This window comes from Mycolicibacter senuensis (genome assembly GCF_002101885.1).
Taxonomy (GTDB): domain Bacteria; phylum Actinomycetota; class Actinomycetes; order Mycobacteriales; family Mycobacteriaceae; genus Mycobacterium; species Mycobacterium senuense.
The window spans coordinates 15166-31932 of sequence record NZ_LQPS01000010.1; the positions used below are offsets into that span (position 1 = coordinate 15166).

12 protein-coding genes are annotated in these 16767 nt (G+C 72.0%); 5 read left to right on the plus strand and 7 right to left on the minus strand.

The window, feature by feature from the left end; translation table 11 throughout:
• Positions 1 to 67: 67 nt before the first annotated feature.
• Positions 68 to 1411, plus strand: coding sequence for a zinc-dependent metalloprotease (locus AWC24_RS01425; protein ID WP_085081728.1), 1344 nt, complete (start codon positions 68 to 70; stop codon positions 1409 to 1411).
• Here AWC24_RS01425 and AWC24_RS01430 read toward each other — a convergent pair whose 3' ends face one another.
• Entirely contained in the window at positions 1412 to 2272 is an 861-nt protein-coding gene (locus AWC24_RS01430) for a 1-acyl-sn-glycerol-3-phosphate acyltransferase (protein WP_085081767.1), read from the minus strand.
• A gap of 47 nt (positions 2273 to 2319) precedes the next feature.
• Between AWC24_RS01430 and AWC24_RS01435 the strand changes: the two genes are divergently transcribed.
• From AWC24_RS01435 to AWC24_RS01445, 3 genes are read left to right on the plus strand one after another with little or no spacing between them, the layout of a single operon-like run.
• Positions 2320 to 2922 (plus strand): TetR/AcrR family transcriptional regulator, encoded by a 603-nt coding sequence (locus AWC24_RS01435; RefSeq protein ID WP_085081729.1) that lies wholly within the window; start codon positions 2320 to 2322, stop codon positions 2920 to 2922.
• Between the two features lie 13 nt (positions 2923 to 2935).
• Positions 2936 to 3814 (plus strand): bacteriocin biosynthesis cyclodehydratase domain-containing protein, encoded by an 879-nt coding sequence (locus tag AWC24_RS01440; protein WP_085081730.1) that lies wholly within the window; start codon positions 2936 to 2938, stop codon positions 3812 to 3814.
• A 56-nt stretch (positions 3815 to 3870) separates the two neighbouring features.
• The gene (locus AWC24_RS01445; protein ID WP_085081731.1) at positions 3871 to 5226 is read left to right on the plus strand and encodes a macrolide-binding ATPase MABP-1; all 1356 of its coding nucleotides are present in this window, start codon (positions 3871 to 3873) and stop codon (positions 5224 to 5226) included.
• 18 nt (positions 5227 to 5244) lie between these two features.
• On the opposite strand, the gene AWC24_RS01450 is transcribed toward AWC24_RS01445, so the two are convergent.
• Both AWC24_RS01450 and AWC24_RS01455 read right to left on the minus strand, forming a co-directional pair.
• Positions 5245 to 5490 carry a WhiB family transcriptional regulator gene (locus AWC24_RS01450; protein ID WP_085081732.1) on the minus strand — a complete coding sequence of 82 codons (246 nt, stop codon included), beginning with the start codon at positions 5488 to 5490 and terminating at the stop codon, positions 5245 to 5247.
• Positions 5491 to 5760: 270 nt separating this feature from the next.
• The gene (locus AWC24_RS01455) at positions 5761 to 7896 is read right to left on the minus strand and encodes an ATP-dependent DNA helicase UvrD2 (RefSeq protein WP_085081733.1); all 2136 of its coding nucleotides are present in this window, start codon (positions 7894 to 7896) and stop codon (positions 5761 to 5763) included.
• A gap of 66 nt (positions 7897 to 7962) precedes the next feature.
• On the opposite strand from AWC24_RS01455, the gene AWC24_RS01460 reads away from it, so the two are divergent.
• Complete coding sequence (locus AWC24_RS01460; protein WP_085081734.1) at positions 7963 to 8223, plus strand: mycoredoxin; 261 nt, start codon at positions 7963 to 7965, stop codon at positions 8221 to 8223.
• Between the two features lie 12 nt (positions 8224 to 8235).
• Here the strand turns inward: AWC24_RS01460 and nudC are convergent, their stop codons facing one another.
• Genes nudC through AWC24_RS01480 form a run of 4 tightly spaced genes read right to left on the minus strand, consistent with a single transcriptional unit; the run spans position 8236 to position 16714 of the window.
• Positions 8236 to 9150: an NAD(+) diphosphatase gene (gene nudC, locus AWC24_RS01465; RefSeq protein WP_085081735.1), complete on the minus strand. Its 915-nt coding sequence runs from the start codon at positions 9148 to 9150 to the stop codon at positions 8236 to 8238.
• Positions 9147 to 10223 (minus strand): potassium channel family protein, encoded by a 1077-nt coding sequence (locus tag AWC24_RS01470; protein ID WP_085081736.1) that lies wholly within the window; start codon positions 10221 to 10223, stop codon positions 9147 to 9149. The genes nudC and AWC24_RS01470 overlap by 4 nt, the downstream gene beginning before the upstream one ends.
• Positions 10224 to 10232: 9 nt before the next feature.
• On the minus strand, positions 10233 to 13595 hold the full coding sequence (locus AWC24_RS01475; protein WP_085081737.1) for an ATP-dependent helicase: 3363 nt from the start codon (positions 13593 to 13595) through the stop codon (positions 10233 to 10235).
• Positions 13592 to 16714 (minus strand): ATP-dependent helicase, encoded by a 3123-nt coding sequence (locus tag AWC24_RS01480; RefSeq protein ID WP_085081738.1) that lies wholly within the window; start codon positions 16712 to 16714, stop codon positions 13592 to 13594. Before AWC24_RS01480 ends, AWC24_RS01475 begins: the two co-directional genes overlap by 4 nt.
• Positions 16715 to 16767 lie beyond the last annotated feature (53 nt).

The window sequence follows — 16767 nt, forward strand, 5'->3', positions numbered from 1 at the left end:
GGCGGGCCGGACCTTCCAGTGCCGCGTGTCGCACCGTCGCCGGACGCCGGTCGGTACGGTTGTGTCTATGGCTGATCTGCCCTTCGGTTTCTCTTCCGGGGACGACCCCGACCGCGAGCGGCCCGGGGGGCGCGACCCCGGCCCGAGCGACTGGGGCATGGGCGCCGGTTTCAACATCGCCGATCTGGGACAGATCTTCACCCAGCTCGGCCAGATGTTCAGCGGCGCGGTGTCCACCGGCGGTCAGCCGCCCGGACCGGTGAATTACGACCTGGCCCGCCAGGTCGCCGCCCGCTCGATCGGTTCGGTGGCCCCCGTCACGGCATCGACCACCACCGCGATCGGTGACGCGATACACCTGGCCGAGACCTGGCTCAACGGTGCGACGGCGTTGCCGGCCGGCACCACCGGTTCGGCGGCGTGGACACCGGTGGACTGGGTGCAGCACACCATGGCGACCTGGCAGCGACTGTGCGACCCGATGGCCGAGCAGGTCTCGTCGGTGTGGGCCTCGGCGCTGCCCGAGGAGGCCAAGAGCATGGCCGGCCCGCTGCTGTCGGTGATGTCGCAGATGGGCGGGATGGCGTTCGGGTCGCAGTTGGGCCAGGCGCTGGGCCGGTTATCCGGAGAGGTGCTGACTTCGACCGACATCGGATTGCCGCTGGGCCCCAAGGGCGTGGCTGCGCTGCTGCCCGGTGCGATCGAGGAACTGGCCGGCGGACTGGAGCAACCGCGCAGCGAGATCGTCACGTTTCTGGCCGCCCGTGAGGCCGCCCACCACCGGCTGTTCACCCACGTCCCGTGGCTGGCCAACCAGCTGCTCAGCGCGGTCGAGGCCTACGCCCGCGGCATAAAGATCGACATCCGGGGCATCGAGGAGCTGGCGCAGGGATTCGACCCGGCGGCGATGTCCGACCCGTCGGCCATGGCAGACCTGCTTAACCAGGGCGTGTTCGAGCCCAAGTCGACACCGGAACAACTGGCGGCGCTGGAGCGACTCGAGACGCTGCTGGCCCTGATCGAGGGCTGGGTGCGCACCGTGGTGACGGCGGCGCTGGGCGAACGGATTCCGGGCACCGCTGCACTGTCGGAGACGCTGCGCCGCCGTCGCGCCACCGGCGGTCCGGCCGAACAGACCTTCGCCACCCTGGTCGGCCTGGAACTGCGGCCCCGCAAGCTGGGTGAGGCCGCGGTGCTGTGGGAGCGGTTGACCGCGGCCGTCGGGATCGACGCCCGCGACCAGGTCTGGCAGCACCCGGATCTGCTGCCCGAGGCCGCCGACCTCGACGACCCGGCCGCGTTCATCGACCGGATCATCGGCGGCGACACCAGCGGCATCGACTCCGCGATCGACCAGGCCATCGCCGAGTTCCGGCGCGACGCCGAGGACCCTGGCGCGGCCGACGACTGATCAGCCCGGTGGCGTCACTGCCTGCCGCCAATTCAACGGGTTGAGGTGACGGTAAGGGTCATCGGCCCGGACGGCCAAAAGTTCGGCCAGGATCTGTTCGAGCGCCGCCCGGGTCTGCTGCCGCACGTCGGCGGCCCAGTCCTCGATAGCCGTCGGCGCCGGTCTGGTGGTGTCGACGGCGACGCCAAAGTGCAAGTACATCCGGTTCGGGCGCGGAATGAGGGTCGGGCCGATGCCATGTTGCAGCGGCATGGCCATGTCGGGCCGGCCCGAAAACCGTTGGGACAGCGCTCCGCTGAAGCGCTCCCAGCTGCCGCCGCGACGGGTGAAACTACGGTACACATCGTCGCCACCGATCAGTCCGACCGGCACGATCGGGTAGCCGTGCTCGACCGCGAGTCGAGCGAACCCGGCACGGCCCTGCCAGCGCAGCGTGTATTCCTCACCTTTGAACTTGGGTATCTCACGACCACCGCCGGGGAACACCAGGATGGGCTCGTTGTTACGCATCAACTCGCGGACGGGCTCGGGAGCGCCCACCAGGGCGCCGGCCGCGGCGAGCAGATCGCGGGCGGGTCCCCGCATCCGCCCGAATTGCCGATCCGTCAGGGGCCGTACCCGTTTGCCGATCGCGCGCCGCACATGGAACGGGATCAGCAGCGCTTCCGCCCCGACCTGAGTATGATTGCCCACCAACAGAAACCGACCATCACGGGGAAGATTATCCAGCCCCTCGACGTAGGGCCGGTAGGCCTCGGCCAGCGGCGTAACCGCGTCGGCGACGCCCTCCAAGACCCGCCGCATGAGCTCAACGCGCAGCGGCTGGTTCATGATCGCGTTGGTGTCGGTGAGGACGTGCATGTCCACACATTACCGAACGAACTCGTTCGTACGGTTATGATCTTGCTGTGAGGAGGAGCGCCACCGAGCTACGCGGTCACATACTCGACGCCGCCCGCGCCGAATTCGCCCGCCATGGCCTTGCCGGGTCGCGTATCGATCGGATCGCGCATGCCGCACACGCCAGCAAGGAACGCCTCTACGCCCACTTCGGCGACAAGGAGGCGCTGTTTCGGGAAGTGATGGCCACCGACGTGGTGGCCTTCTATCGCTCGGTCACCCTCCGCCCCGAAGCGGTACCCGAATTCGCGGGCGATATCTACGATTTGGGAAGAAACAGCCCCGAGCACCTGCGCATGGTGACCTGGGCGCGGTTGGAGGGATTGGCTCTCGACGAACCCCGCGCTGACGGGCAGGCGATCTTCGAGCACACGATCGCCGCGATCGAAACCGCCCAAGCCGGAGGCTACGTCGACCCGGACTGGGAACCCCTCGACCTGCTGACCCTGCTGTTCGGCGTCGGCCTTGCCTGGGCTCACACGCCCGACCCGCACCCGGGCGGCGTCGCGCCGGCCGCTGCCACGCGCCAACGTACCGCCGCCGTGGAGGCCGCACGGCGCATCGTCTCCAACGCTGTGGACAACCGCAGACGGCGACGCCGCCCGGCGTGACACTCTCTGAGGCGTGACCAGGGTCGACTCCCCGACGCCCGCCTACATCCTGGATCCGGCGCGGCCGGTGCTGCTGCGACCGGACGGGGCGGTGCAGGTGGGTTGGGATCCCGGGCGGGCCGTACTCGTGCGGCCACCGCACGGGCTGACCGCCACCGGGCTGGCCGCGGTGCTGCGCATGATGCAGACCCCGACTACCGCGGCCGAGCTGCGGCTCGAGGCCGCCCGCCACGGCACGGTGGACACCGCGGAGCTCGACCACCTGCTCAGCGCGCTGGTCGGTGCCCGCGTCGCGGTGCGAGACAGCGGTCCGCGCCGGCCGCGCCGCGCGGCGTCGCTGCGGGTGCACGGCCGCGGGCCGCTCTCGGACCTGCTGGTCGAGTCGCTGCGCTGCTCGGGCGCCATGGTTCGGCGCAGCAGCCAGCCGCACGCCGCGGTGAGCACCGCCGGTACGGATCTGGTGGTGCTGTCGGACTACCTGGTCGCCGACCCCCGGCTGGTGCGCGAACTGCACGCCGAGCGGGTGGCGCACCTTCCGGTGCGGGTGCGCGACGGTACCGGCGTGGTCGGCCCGCTCGTGCTTCCCGGCATGACCAGCTGCCTGGGCTGCGCAGATCTGCACCGGCGGGACCGGGACGCCTCCTGGCCGGCGGTGGCCGCCCAGTTGCGCGACACGGTCGCCCACAGCGACCGCGCGACGGTGCTGGCGACCGTGGCGCTGGCGCTCAGCCAGGTCGATCGGGTGATCGCGGCGGTGCGCGGGCCGGCGGCCGGCAGTTCCTTCGCTGACCTGGGTCCTCCGCCGACGCTCAACGCCACCCTGGAGATGGATCTGGCGAGCGGGTCGATCATGACACGCCGCTGGGCTCGCCACCCGCTCTGCGACTGCTGACGCCGACCCCGCCCACCGGCGATTTCACACGCGGTGACCAGCGCCACAACGACATCATGGATGATGGAGAGGTGTCAGAGATCAAGCGTGGAAGCGCCGCGCGCAATGCGAAGCTGGCCAGCCTGCCCGTCGGCTTCGCCGGCCGGGCAGCACTCGGGTTCGGGAAGCGGCTGACCGGCAAGTCGAAGGACGCGGTCACCGCCGAGCTCATGGAGAAGGCGGCCAACCAGTTGTTCACCGTCCTGGGTGAGCTCAAGGGCGGGGCCATGAAGGTCGGCCAGGCACTGTCGGTGATGGAGGCGGCCATCCCCGAGGAGTTCGGCGAGCCCTACCGGGAGGCGCTGACCAAACTGCAGAAGGACGCGCCGCCGCTGCCGGCGGACAAGGTCCACCGGGTGCTCGACGCCCAGCTGGGCACCAAGTGGCGGGAACGGTTCAGCGATTTCGACGACACCCCGGTCGCCTCGGCCAGCATCGGCCAGGTGCATCGCGGCGTGTGGGCCGACGGCCGCCGGGTGGCGGTCAAGATCCAGTACCCCGGAGCCGACGAGGCGTTGCGCGCCGACCTGAAGACCATCCGCCGGCTGACCGGCATCTTCAAGCAGCTAGCTCCCGGTGTGGACGTCAAGGGTGTGATCGATGAGCTCATCGAACGCACCGAGATGGAGCTGGACTACCGGCTGGAGGCCGACAACCAGCGGGTCTTCGCGAAGGCCTACGCCGGTCACCCGCATTTCCTGATCCCCAACGTGGTGGCCAGCGCCCCCAAGACGGTGATCCAGGAGTGGATCGACGGCATCGGCATGGCCGAGATCATCCGCAACGGCACCGTCGAGCAGCGGGACCTGATGGGCACCCGGCTGGCCGAGTTCACCTGGGACGCGGCGCGCCGTCTCGAGCTGATCCACGGTGATGCTCACCCCGGCAACTTCATGCTGCTGCCGGACGGCCGGATGGGCGTGATCGACTTCGGCGCGGTGGCGCCGATGCCCGGCGGCTTCCCGCCGGAGCTGGGCGCGGCCGTGCGCTACGCCCGCGACAAGGACTACGACCGGGTCATCACGGTGATGCGCCAGGGCGGCTTCATCCAGAAGGGCCAGAACGTCTCGGTGCGCGAGATCGACGAGATGCTGCGCCAGTACGTCGAGCCGGTCGAGGTCGAGGTCTTCCACTACACCCGCAAGTGGCTGATGCGGATGGCGGGCAAACAGCTCGAACGCCCCGTCGAGCAACTCAAGACCGCCCGGCAGCTGGACCTGCCGCCGAAGCTGGCGATGCCGATGCGGGTGCTCGGGTCGACCACGGCGATCATGTGCCAGCTCGACGCGCATGTGCCGGTCAAGCGGATCTCGGAGGAATTGGTCCCGGGCTTCACCGATCCCGACGTCAAAACCGTCGGGCCCTCGGCCTGACCGGCGCACCGCGCCCGATCACGCTGCCAGGTGCTGCTTGCGGGGCCGGCCCCGGGGGCGTTTGCGGCCGATGACGGTCCCGCGGTCGAGGATCTCGCCGCCCCAGACCCCCCACGGCTCGCCGCGCTGCAACGCCAGCGCCAGGCACTGCCGCCGGATCGGGCAGTCGCCGCAGAGCAGCTTGGCCCGCTCTAGATCGGCCGGGTTGTCGGCGAACCACAGGTCGGGGTCGCGATTGCACGGCAATGCCGTTCGATTCTTCATCGGTGATCACCTGCTCTCGGGTGGTTCGGTTGGTCTGGAGACGAAAAAACGGCCACGGTCCCTGCGCGGGTCCGTGGCCGTGGGGCGGCTGAGTTGGAAGTGTTAGGCAAAACCCCGATGCACGGACTCGTCGGCCGCGGCGGCAGCATGCGCGCCGGCGGCACGTGCGGCAGCGGCCGCACGTACGACGAATGCACCCGGGGTGGTCATGGAGGCCAAGGCTAGCCGGTCGCCGGCGGACGGCACAACTGAATTTCTCCGGCCCCGCGTTCAGCCCCGGTTGCGGACCAGCTCGAGCACGTCGGAACCGAACTGCTCCAGTTTGCGCGCGCCGATGCCCGGGATGGCGACCAGAGCGGCCTCATCGGCGGGCAGCATCTCGGCGATCGCGGTGAGGGTGTTGTCGGAGAAGACGATGTAGGCGGGCACTTTCAGCTCGCTGGCGGTGCGCAGCCGCCAGTCCTTGAGCGCCACCAGCAACTCGGTGTCGACGTCGGCCGCGCACGTCTCGCACCGGCTCAGCATGATGGCCGCCGGCGTGCCCAGCGCCTTGTTGCAGACCCGGCAGTGTTTCGGCGCCCCGCGGCCCCGGCGCCGCGCGGGCGCCCGCGGATCGGGCTGCGGGACCGCGCCGTCGATACCCTGCAGGAACCGCGACGGCTTGCGGCCGGCTCGCCCGCCGGGGGCGCGGGCCAGCGCCCAGCTCAACGCCAGGTGCACCCGGGCGCGGGTGACTCCGACGTAGAGCAGCCGGCGTTCCTCCTCGACGGCCTCGCTGTCGGGGCCGTGGGCCAGCGCGTGCGAGATCGGCAGCGTGCCGTCGACGAGCCCGACCAAGAACACCGCATCCCATTCCAGTCCCTTGGCGGCGTGCAGCGACGCCAGCGTGACACCCTGCACCGTCGGCGGGTGACGCGAGTCGGCGCGCACCCGCAGTTCGGCCAGCAGGCCGGGCAGATCCAGGTCGGGGCGCTGCGCCACTTCGTCGTCGGCCAGTTCGGCCAGCGCACCCAGGGCCTCCCAGCGTTCCCGCGCCTTGACGCCGCTGGGTGCTTCGGCCGTCAGTCCCAGCGGTTCGAGCACCCGGCGCACGGTGTCGGAGAGTGTGGAGCCGGTGTCGTCGCCGCGCTCGGCGGTGCGCCGCAGCGCCACCAACGCCTGCCGGATCTCCTGGCGGTGGAAGAATCCCTCTCCCCCGCGGACCTGGTAGGCGATGCCGGCCTCGGTCAGCGCCTCCTCATAGACCTCCGACTGCGCGTTGACCCGGTACAGCACGGCGATCTCGGCCGGAGCGACACCGCCGTCGATCAGCTTCGCGATCGACTTGGCCACCGCGGTCGCCTCGGCGACCTCGTCGGGGTGCTCCCGAAACGTCGGCGGCGGGCCGGGGTCGCGCTGGCCGACCAGCTTGAGCTTGCTGCCCGCAACCCGCCCGCGGGCCGCGGCGATCACCCGGTTGGCCAGCGACACCACCTCCGGCGTGGACCGGTAGTCGCGTTCCAAGCGCACCAGGGTGGCGTCGGGGAAGCGGCGGGTGAAGTCGAGCAGGTAGCGCGGTGAGGCGCCGGTGAACGAGTAAATGGTCTGGTTGGCGTCGCCGACCACGGTCAGGTCGTCGCGCTCGCCCAGCCAGGCTGAGAGCACCCGCTGCTGCAGCGGGGTGACGTCCTGGTATTCGTCGACGACGAAGCAGCGGTAACGGTCCCGGAACTCGGCGGCCACCGCCGCATCGTTCTCGATAGCGGCGGCGGTGTGCAGCAACAGGTCGTCGAAGTCGAGCATCGCCACTTCGCCGCGGGCTTTCAAGGCTTCATAGCCGGCGTAGACGTCGGCCAGTTTCGCGGCGTCGATCGGGGTGTCGCGGCCGGCGGCCGCCACCGCCTCCGGATACTGCTCCGGGGAGATCAGCGACGCCTTGGCCCACTCGATCTCGCCCGCGACGTCGCGGACATCGTCGTTGGACAGCCGCAGCCCGGCATGTCCGGCGGCCCGGGCGACCACCCCGAACTTGCGGTCCAGCAGTTCCCAGCCGGTCTCGCCGACCACCCGCGGCCAGAAGTAGCGCAGTTGCCGCCGCGCGGCGGCGTGGAAGGTCAGCGCCTGGACCGCGCCCACTCCGTTCCCGGCCCCGCCCTCGGCGCTCGCGCCCAGGGCACGCAGCCGCGACCGCATCTCCCCGGCGGCGCGCTGGGTGAACGTCACCGCCAGCACCTGCCCCGGCGCGACGTGACCGGCCGCGACCAGCTGCGCGATCCGGTGGGTGATGGTGCGGGTTTTGCCGGTTCCGGCACCGGCCAGCACGCACACCGGCCCGCGGGGGGCCAATACCGCGGCACGCTGCTCGTCATCCAGGCCGGCGATGAGCCCGTCCGCCAGGACGCCGTTCGGGTCAGCCATGGCGTCCATCTTGACAGGGGCCTCCGACGCCGGGCCGCGAGCGGCCCGCTTCCTCAGCCGCTAGCGTTAAGAGCTATGACTGTCAGCGATCCACCGCTCATCATGTACACGACGCAATGGTGCGGTTACTGCCGCCAGCTCAAAAAGGCCCTGGAGAAGTTCGAGATCGGCTACGACGAGATCAACATCGAGCAGGATCCCACCGCCGCCAAGTTCGTCGAGTCGGTCAACGGCGGCAACCGCACGGTTCCGACGCTGCGCTTCGCCGACGGTTCGACGATGACGAACCCGACCGGGCGCGAGGTCAAGGCGAAGCTGGATCGGCTCAGCGGCTAGGCAGCCGGGCGGTCAGTCGACCCAGGACTCGATGATGGTCCGGGCGATCGAAATCGACCCGGGCAGCAGCAGTTTCGCGTCCGCGGAACCGCCCATCCAGGCCCCCGCCGCCAGCGCGGCCCGCACCTCGTCGCGAGTGAACCAGGCGGCCTCGGTGATCTCTCCGTCACTGAAGACGAACTCCTGGCCCGGGTCGGCGACGGCGTGGAAGCCGACCATCAGCGAACGCGGGAATGGCCAGGGCTGGCTGCCCAGATAGCTCACGTCGCTTACCGCCAGCCCGACCTCTTCGTGGACCTCGCGGACCACGCAGGCCTCGAACGACTCGCCGGCTTCGACGAAACCGGCCAGCAGCGAGAACATCCGGACGGGCCAGTTGTGCTGCCGGGCCAGCACCACCCGGTCGGCGCCGTCGTGCACCAAACAGATCACCGCCGGGTCGATGCGCGGAAACTCCTCGGCGCCGGTGATCGGATTGGACCGCGCCCACCCGCTGCGCACCGGCGTGGTCGGTGTGCCGTCGACAGCGGAGAACCGGGCGTTCTCATGCCAATTCAGCAGGGCGATCGCCGAGGAGACCAGCTGAGCGCTGGTGTCGTCGAAGACGTCGCCGGTCGCGCGCAGGTCGAGCACCGAGATGTCATCGTCGTCCGGCACCCGCAGCGCAGCACGGATCGCCCAGACATGCCGGCCGTCCTCGAGCCGGCCCAGGAACACCGCGTCCGGCGGCGGCGCGTCACCGAGTTCGCCCGCGTCCTCCAGCACCACCCGCCCGCCGGCGACCAGCACCTGGTTACGGGGGTCGACCCGCAGCAGCGCCGCGGCCGACCAACCGGCGACGGCGGCGTCGGTGTCGGTGCGCAACTGATCGGCCCGGTCGGCCCCGACCCGCGACAACAGCGGTACCTGGCGCAGCCGGAAGCTCACGGGTTGCTCACCGTTCGCACGTAGAGCAGCCGGTCGCCCGCCTCGACCGCATCCAGTTCCGGTGCGTCCAGCCGCAGCAGCTGCCCGTCACGGACCACGGCGAGCACGATCTCGTTGAGATGTTTCGCCGAGCCACCGACCTCCTGCTGCTCGACTTCTCGCTCGGCGATGGCGTAGCCGGCGTCAGGGGTCAGCAGATCCTCGATCATCTCCACCACGCTGGGTGTGGTGGTGGCGATGCCGAGCAGCCGGCCGGCGGTCTCCGAGGACACCACCACCGAGTTGGCGCCGGACTGTTCGAGCAGGTGCTGGTTCTCGGCTTCCCGGATGGCCGCCACGATGGTGGCCTCCGGGGCGATCTCACGGGCAGTCAAGGTGACCAATGCCGCGGTGTCGTCGCGGCCGGTGGCCACCACGATCGCAGCCGCGCGCTGGGCACTGGCCAGCCGCAGCACATCGGACTTGGTGCCGTCGCCGCGCACCGTCACCAGCCCCTTGCCCTCGGCCTGATCGAGGACGGCCTGGTCGTTGTCCACCACGACGATGTCCTTGGGCGGCGACTCGTCGTCGCCGCGCATCGCGGCGATGGCGGTCTTGCCCTTGGTGCCGTACCCGATGACGATGGTGTGGTCTTTCACCCTTCTCCTCCAACGCTGAATGCGGAATGCCTGCCGAGAATTCTCGGTGAACGCCTCCACGGTCGTTCCGACCAGCAGGATCAGGAACGCGATCCGCAACGGGGTGATGATCGCGACGTTGATCATCCGGGAGAACTCGGTGACGGGCGTGATGTCGCCGTACCCGGTGGTCGACAAGGTCACCGCCGAGTAGTACAGGCAGTCCAGGAAACTCAGCCGGTCGCCCTGCACGTCCTGGTAGCCGTCGCGGTCGAGGTAGACCAAGAGCGTCGACACCAGCAGCGCCGCGAACGCGATCGCGGTGCGCCGGTAGACGGTGCGCCCCGGACTGGATTGCCGCTGCGGCATGTGCATGCGGCCGACGAGCGCGTAACTGGGCTGGGCGGTCAGCGGTTCATCGAGGCCGCGCAGCCGACGCCATCTAGCGCTCGCCACGACGAACGGTCACCGGTCAGCCTGACGCACGGACCCACTGTAACCATCCGGGTCGGCACCGGTGAGCAGAGCGGCCAGCTCAGCCGAATCGGGCAGCTCACCGGGTACGACGGTGGTCCCGGTTCGCACGTAGTGGAAGGCGGCCCGCACCCGCGCTTCGGGGCAGCCGGTCAGCGCGGCCCAGGCCAGCCGGTAGACGGCGAGCTGGACGGCGGCGTGCCGGCGTGCCTCGGGGCCGTCGGGGGCCGCTCCGGTCTTCCAGTCCACCACGGTGACACCGCCGTCCGGCTCGGCGAACACCGCGTCGATGCGGCCACGCACCACGGTCTGCCCGAAGGTCATCTCGAAGGGCACCTCGACGGCGGTGGGTGAGCGGGCCGCCCACGGCGAGGCCAGGAACGCGGTCTGCAGGTCCGCCAGCTCTTCGGCGTCGGCGCGGGCGGTGTCGGCGTCGGCCGCACCGGGCAGGTCGTCGAGCTCGAAGAGCCGCTCGGCGCCGTAGAACCGCTGCACCCAGTCATGGAATGCGGTGCCCAGCACTGCATGCGGATCCGGGCGGGTGGGAAGCCGGCGGGTCAGCCGCTGGGCCGCGCCGGTGGGGTCGCGGCTCAACTCGACCAGGCCGCTCACCGAGACCTGGTTGGGCAGCATCCGGGCCGGTTGCGCGGCGACGCGGGCCCGTTCGGCCAGCAGCGCATCGACTTCGACAGACCACGAGCCGGCCCGCGATCCGTTCACGGTCTGACCGTCCGGCGGCTGATCGGCCCGGAGCGCCGCGCTGACCAGCGCCGCGCCGCGTTCGACATCGATCCGCCGGCCGCCCAGCGGATCGATCGGCCAGGTTCCTTCGCCGGCATTGTCGCCCAGCGGGTTTCGCTCCCCGGCAGCCGGCGCTTCCGCCCATTGTTCAATCGACCCGCACGGCGTCCCGGCGGCCGCCGAACTGTCGATCACCGCCTTGAGTTCGGTCAGGAACTCCGACGGGCCGCGCGGCTTGGTCTCGCCGGCGCCCCAGTGGTGACCGGAGACCAGCAAGGTGTCCTCGGCGCGGGTGACCGCAACGTAGAGCAGCCGACGTTCTTCGTCGACACGGCGCTGATCCAGCCGACGCAGATGACCGGTTATGGTGTCGGACAGTTGCTTTCGATCGGTGACCGCGGCGGTGTCGAGCACCGGGACGCCGTGACCGCCGGATTTATGCGGCGGCCCCAGCGTCGGCTCGGCTCGGTCGCCGCGCAACAGCGGCGGCAGTTCGGCGGCATCGGACAGCCAGCTGCGGCGCGACGCGGTCGACGGAAACACCCGCGCCACCAGGTGCGGGACCGCCACCACCTGCCATTCCAGTCCCTTGGCGGCGTGCACCGTCAGGATCTGGACCCGGTCGGCGGCCACCGCGGGTGCGGCCGGCGCCAACCCGTTCTCCACCACGGCGGCCGCATCCAGGTAGGCCAGCAGGCCCGGCAGCGACGCCTGGCCGACCCCTCCGTCCACGTAACCGGCCACCACGTCGGCGAACGCATCGAGCTGCTCGGTGCCCGACACTCCCGTCACCGGCTGCGCGGCGAGCACCTCGCAATCCAGGCTCATCACCCGGCGCAGTTCGGCGACCAGATCGGGCAGCGGATGCCACAGGTGGCCACGCAGCACGGTCAGCTCCTCGGCCAGCGCGGTGATGCGCCGGTACCCAGTGGCCGAATAGCGCTCCGCCGGCCCCGGATCGGCGAGGGCATCCGCCAGGCACGCGGTGTCGGAATCGGGTCCGGCCTGCGCGGCGATCTCGGCGGCCGTGAGCGGCCCGCTTCCCCGATCGGTGCGGGCCAGCTCGGCCGCCCGCCGCCACAGTGCGGCCAGGTCGGCGGCGCCGAGCCGCCACCGCGCGCCGGTCAGCACCCGGATCGCTGCGGCCCCGGCGGTCGGCTCGGACACCAGCCGCAGCATCGCCACCAGGTCGGCGACCTCGGGCACCGACAGCAGCCCGGCCAGCCCGACCACCTCGACCGGGACGCCCCGGGCCCGGATCGCCTCGGCGAACGGCACGGCGTCGGCGTTTCGCCGCACCAGCACCGCGGCGGTGGGTGGCGCGACACCGTCGGCCGCTGCTTGCCGGTAGCACTGCTGCAGCGCCTCGGCCACCCACTGCTGTTCGGCGGCCACGTCGGACAGCAATGCCAGCCGCACGGTGCCCGGGGGCGCCTCCGGCCGCGCCCGCAAGGTGTGCACGGTGACCGAACGCTGCCGGGCCTCCGCGGAGATCTCGTTGGCGACGTGCAGCACCTCCGGCGGGTTCCGCCAGCTGGTCCGCAACTCCAACGTCGGGGCCGGGGTGCCGTCGGAGAGCGGGAAGTCGGTGGCGAATCGCGGCAGGTTGGTCGCCGAGGCGCCACGCCAGCCGTAGATCGACTGGATCGGGTCCCCCACCGCGGTCAGGGCCAGCCCGTCGTCGACGCCGCCGCCGAACAGTGCCGACAGCGCGATCCGCTGGGCGTGGCCGGTGTCCTGATATTCGTCGAGCAACACCACCCGGTAGCCGGCGCGCAGCCGCGCACCGACCGACTCGGCGGCCTGCGCGAGCCGGGCGGCCATGGCCATCTGCGCACCGAAGTCCATCACCTGCTCCGCGGCCATCCGCTGGTGCAGGGCGTCGATCAGCGGTACCAGCGAGGCGCGCTCGGTCTGGGTGTCCAGCATCTTGAGCAGCGACTGGTTGGGTTCGGCGCGCTGCCGCGGGCCGGGCGGCAGGGTGTGGACCAGCCGCTCCAACTCCAGGTGGGTGTCTCGCAGCGCATCGGTGTCCACCAGGTGTTCGGCCAACTGCCCGGCCAGGCGCAACACCATCGCGGTGATCGCGGCCGGATCCCGGTCGGTGCGCAGCTCCCCCGGGTAGCCACTGACCACGTCGAACGCCAGCTGCCACAGCCCGGTCTCGGTGAGCAGCCGGGTGCCGGGTTCGATCCCCAGCAGCAGCCCGTGTTCGCGCAGCAGCGCACCGGCGAACGCGTGGTAGGTGCTCACCCTGGGCGTCGCCGCCGTCGCCGCCGTCGCCGCCGGGCCACCGCCGGGCCCGGCGGCGCCCGGGTCGGGGATCAACAGGCCGGCGCCGGCCAGCCGGGCCAACCGGGAACGGACCCGCCGCAGCAGTTGGCCGGCGGCCTTGCGGGTGAACGTCAAACCCAGCACCTGGCCCGGATCGGCGTAGCCGTTGGCGACCAGCCACACCACCCGGGCGGCCATCGTCTCGGTCTTCCCGGCGCCGGCCCCGGCGATCACCACCAGCGGGCCCGGCGGCGCGGCGATGACCGCGGCCTGCTCCTCGGTGGGCTGGTGCAACCCGAGCGCAGCCGCCAGCTCGACGGGGTCGTAGCGGGCTGTCATGCGCCGCTCCCGCCGGTGTGGGCCGGGCAGATCGGCCGGATCGGGCAGTGCCGGCAGCCGTCGTTGACCCGGGCGGTGAACTGCGGACCGGCGGTGGCCGCGGCCGCCTCGGCGATGCGCTCCCGCCAGTCGCGGCCGGACTCGGAGGTGAGCGGGTCCTGCTCACGCTCGGTGGCGCCGCCCGCTGCGGCCTTTGCCGGGTAGACCAGCCGCGCACCGCCAGGCTGCTCGTCGGGCCCGACCAGGCCGGCCTGCACTGCCAGCTGGTAGACGGCCAGCTGTGCGTGCTGTTGCGCGTCGTCCTTGCTGGCCGGGGTCTTGGCGGTCTTGACGTCGACGACCACCAGTCGCCCGGCGGCGTCGCGTTCGATCCGGTCGATCCGGCCGCGCAACCGCACGCCGTCGATCACGCCGTCGAAGGCGATCTCGGTGCCGACCTCGGTGAGTTCGCCGCGGGTCTGCGCCCGCCAGGCGAGGAACGTCTCGATCATGGCGCGATGCCGGTGCCGCTCATTGGCCGAGTGCCACCGCGACTCGAACGGCAGTTGCCGCCAGGCCCGGTCCAACTCGGCCAGCAGATCTTCCCGGCTGACAGCCGACTCGGCGACCAGGGCGTGCATCAGCGACCCGAGCGTCGAGCGCAGGTCGCGGCCGTCGGTCCCGCCGTGCCGTTCGGCCAGCCAGCGCAGCGGGCAGTCCAGCAGGCTCTGCAGCGCAGACGGCGACAGGGTGACAGGCTGACCGCCGACGGCGTGCCACAGCGGCTCCTCGGTGCTCACCGGCACCGTCCCGTGCCAGTCGGCCGGGTCGGCACCCGGCACCCCGGCAGCCGCCAGTCGGGCCAGTTGCGTTGCGGCGTCGGCGCGTTCGGAGTCACTGACAACGCCGTCGGGAGCGCAGACCACCGCCCGCAGCCGTCCGACGACCCCGGCCGCCGACAGCACCGACGGGGCCGTGACCGGCGGGGCCGGCGCCGGGGGGTCGTCGGCGGTGGCGCAGGCCACGAGTTCGGTGTGGAACTCCGAGGGCAGCTGTTCCTCGGCCGCGCCGTCGCCCTCCCCGTCGACGGCGGTGATCATCAACCGGTGGCGTGCCCGGCCCATCGCCGCCACCAGCAGCCGCCGCTCCTCGGCGAGCAGCGGCGCCCGGGCCGAGACCTCGTCACCGAGACCGTGCAGGGTGTCCAGCAGACGCTGGGTCCCCAGCACGCCGCCGCGCGGAACCGTGTTGGGCCACAGCCCTTCCTGAACACCGGCGATGACCACCAGATCCCACTGCCGCCCGAGTGCAGCATGTGCGCTCAGCACCTCGACCGCCTCGACACCCGTCGCGGTCTCGGCGCGCGGCATCCCCAGTTGCATGGCGGTGACATGCTCGATGAGGCCGGCCACGGTGGCACCGGCGGTGCGCGCGACGTACTGCTCGGCGAGATCGAACAGCCCGGTCACCGCGTCCAGGTCCCGGCCGGCTCGGGCGCCGGCCGGGCCGCCGCGCTCGGTGGCCGACAGCCAACGTTGTTGCAGCCCCGACCGATTCCAGGCCTGCCACAGCGTGTGGTGCGGGTCCCGGCCGTCGGCGTGGCTCCGCGTCGCGGCCCGCACCACCGCGCCCACCCTGCGCAGCGCGCGGGCGTGCGCGACCGGCAGCTGGCCGGTATCGCCGGAGAGCACCGCCACCAACCGGTCATCGGGCTCGGATTCCGGGCCGGCTGCGGCGCCGCGGCGCAGCACCCGCTGCAGCTGCCGCAACGAGATGGGGTCCATCCGCCCGATCGGGCCGGTGAGCAAGGTCAGCGCCCGGGGACCGTCCACCCCCTCGTCGGCGCATCGCAGCACCGTCAGCAGGGCGGCCACCGCCGGCTGCTGGGCCAGCAGGCCGCCGGCGGCGGGCAGGGCCACCGGAATGCCGGCGGCGGCCAGCGTGCGAGGCAGCCGGGCCGCCACGCGCGGCACCGACCGGACGATCACCGCCATCTGCGACCAGGGCAGCTCGTCGACCAGGTGGGCGCGCCGCAGCGTGTCGGCGATGAGGGCGGCCTCGGCATGGCCGGAGACCGCGGTGCGCACCGCGACCGACCCGGCGTCGGGGCCCACGCCCTCGAGGCGCCGGGTGGTGCTGATGCCCGGCAGCCGCCCGGCGATGGCGTTGACGGCGCGGGCCACTGCCGGGGCGCACCGGTGCGATGCCGTCAGGCTCAAGGTGTGGGCCCCGCCCGGCGTCGGGTCGTCGGAGAGCAGCGCGGTCGGTTCGGCGCCGCGGAACCCGAACACCGCCTGGTCGGGATCGCCGGCGATGACGGTGCGCGGCACCCCGGCGGCGAGTACCCGCACCAGCCGGGCGGCCTGCGGGTCGAGTAGCTGCGCGTCGTCGACCAGCAGCAGCCGCAACCGGCTGCGTTCCTCGGCCAGCAGATCGGGGTCGGCTGCGAAGGCCTCCAAGGCGGCCCCGACCAATTCCGCGGCGCCCAGCGCCGGTTTGGTGGCCTGGGGTGCCGCGGTGCCCACCGCGGCACGCAGCAGCATCACCTGCTCGTACTGCCGGGCGAACCGGCCCGCGGCCGTCCACTCCGGGCGCCGGCACCGCTTGCCCAGCCGGATCAGCTCGGCCGGGTCGACGCCCCGTTCGGCGCAGCGCGCCATCAGATCCCGCAGTTCGGTGGCGAAGCCGTCGGTGCCCAGCGCCGCGTGCAACGACGACGGCCAGGCCCGGGCGCCGTCGCCGGCCAGCAGTTCGCGGATGACACTGTCCTGCTCGGCCCCGGTGACCAGCCGAGGCGGCGCGGCCTCGGCCCGTCGCGCGGCGCGCTGCAGCACCGCGAACGCGTAGCCGTGCACGGTGCGCACCAGTGGCTCGCTGACCGCCCGGGCCGCGCCCGGGCCGCCCGCGGCCAGCAACGTCGCAGTGACTGCACCCCGGGCCGCCGCCGGCAGCCGGCCCGATCCGGTCAACAACAGCAGCGAATCCGCATCGGCGCCGGCGGCGAGGTGAGCCGCGGCCGCCTCGATCAGCAGGCTGGTCTTCCCGGTCCCTGGGCCGCCGCGCACCTGCAGCACCCCGCGCCGCAGCGGATCCAGCGCCGCGGCCACCTCGGCGGCATACGGCTCCCGGTGCTGCGTCATGACGCCATGACACCACTACCCTCTGACAATCCGGGTGCCGACTGGCACCATCG

Coding starts and splice junctions, on each gene's coding strand:
- AWC24_RS01425 (WP_085081728.1), top strand. CDS start 68: ATGGCTGATCTGCCCTTCGGTTTCTCTTCCGGGGACGACCCCGACCGC.
- AWC24_RS01430 (WP_085081767.1), bottom strand. CDS start 2,272: ATGCACGTCCTCACCGACACCAACGCGATCATGAACCAGCCGCTGCGC.
- AWC24_RS01445 (WP_085081731.1), top strand. CDS start 3,871: ATGGATGATGGAGAGGTGTCAGAGATCAAGCGTGGAAGCGCCGCGCGC.
- AWC24_RS01450 (WP_085081732.1), bottom strand. CDS start 5,490: ATGAAGAATCGAACGGCATTGCCGTGCAATCGCGACCCCGACCTGTGG.
- AWC24_RS01455 (WP_085081733.1), bottom strand. CDS start 7,896: ATGGACGCCATGGCTGACCCGAACGGCGTCCTGGCGGACGGGCTCATC.
- AWC24_RS01460 (WP_085081734.1), top strand. CDS start 7,963: ATGACTGTCAGCGATCCACCGCTCATCATGTACACGACGCAATGGTGC.
- AWC24_RS01475 (WP_085081737.1), bottom strand. CDS start 13,595: ATGACAGCCCGCTACGACCCCGTCGAGCTGGCGGCTGCGCTCGGGTTG.
- AWC24_RS01480 (WP_085081738.1), bottom strand. CDS start 16,714: ATGACGCAGCACCGGGAGCCGTATGCCGCCGAGGTGGCCGCGGCGCTG.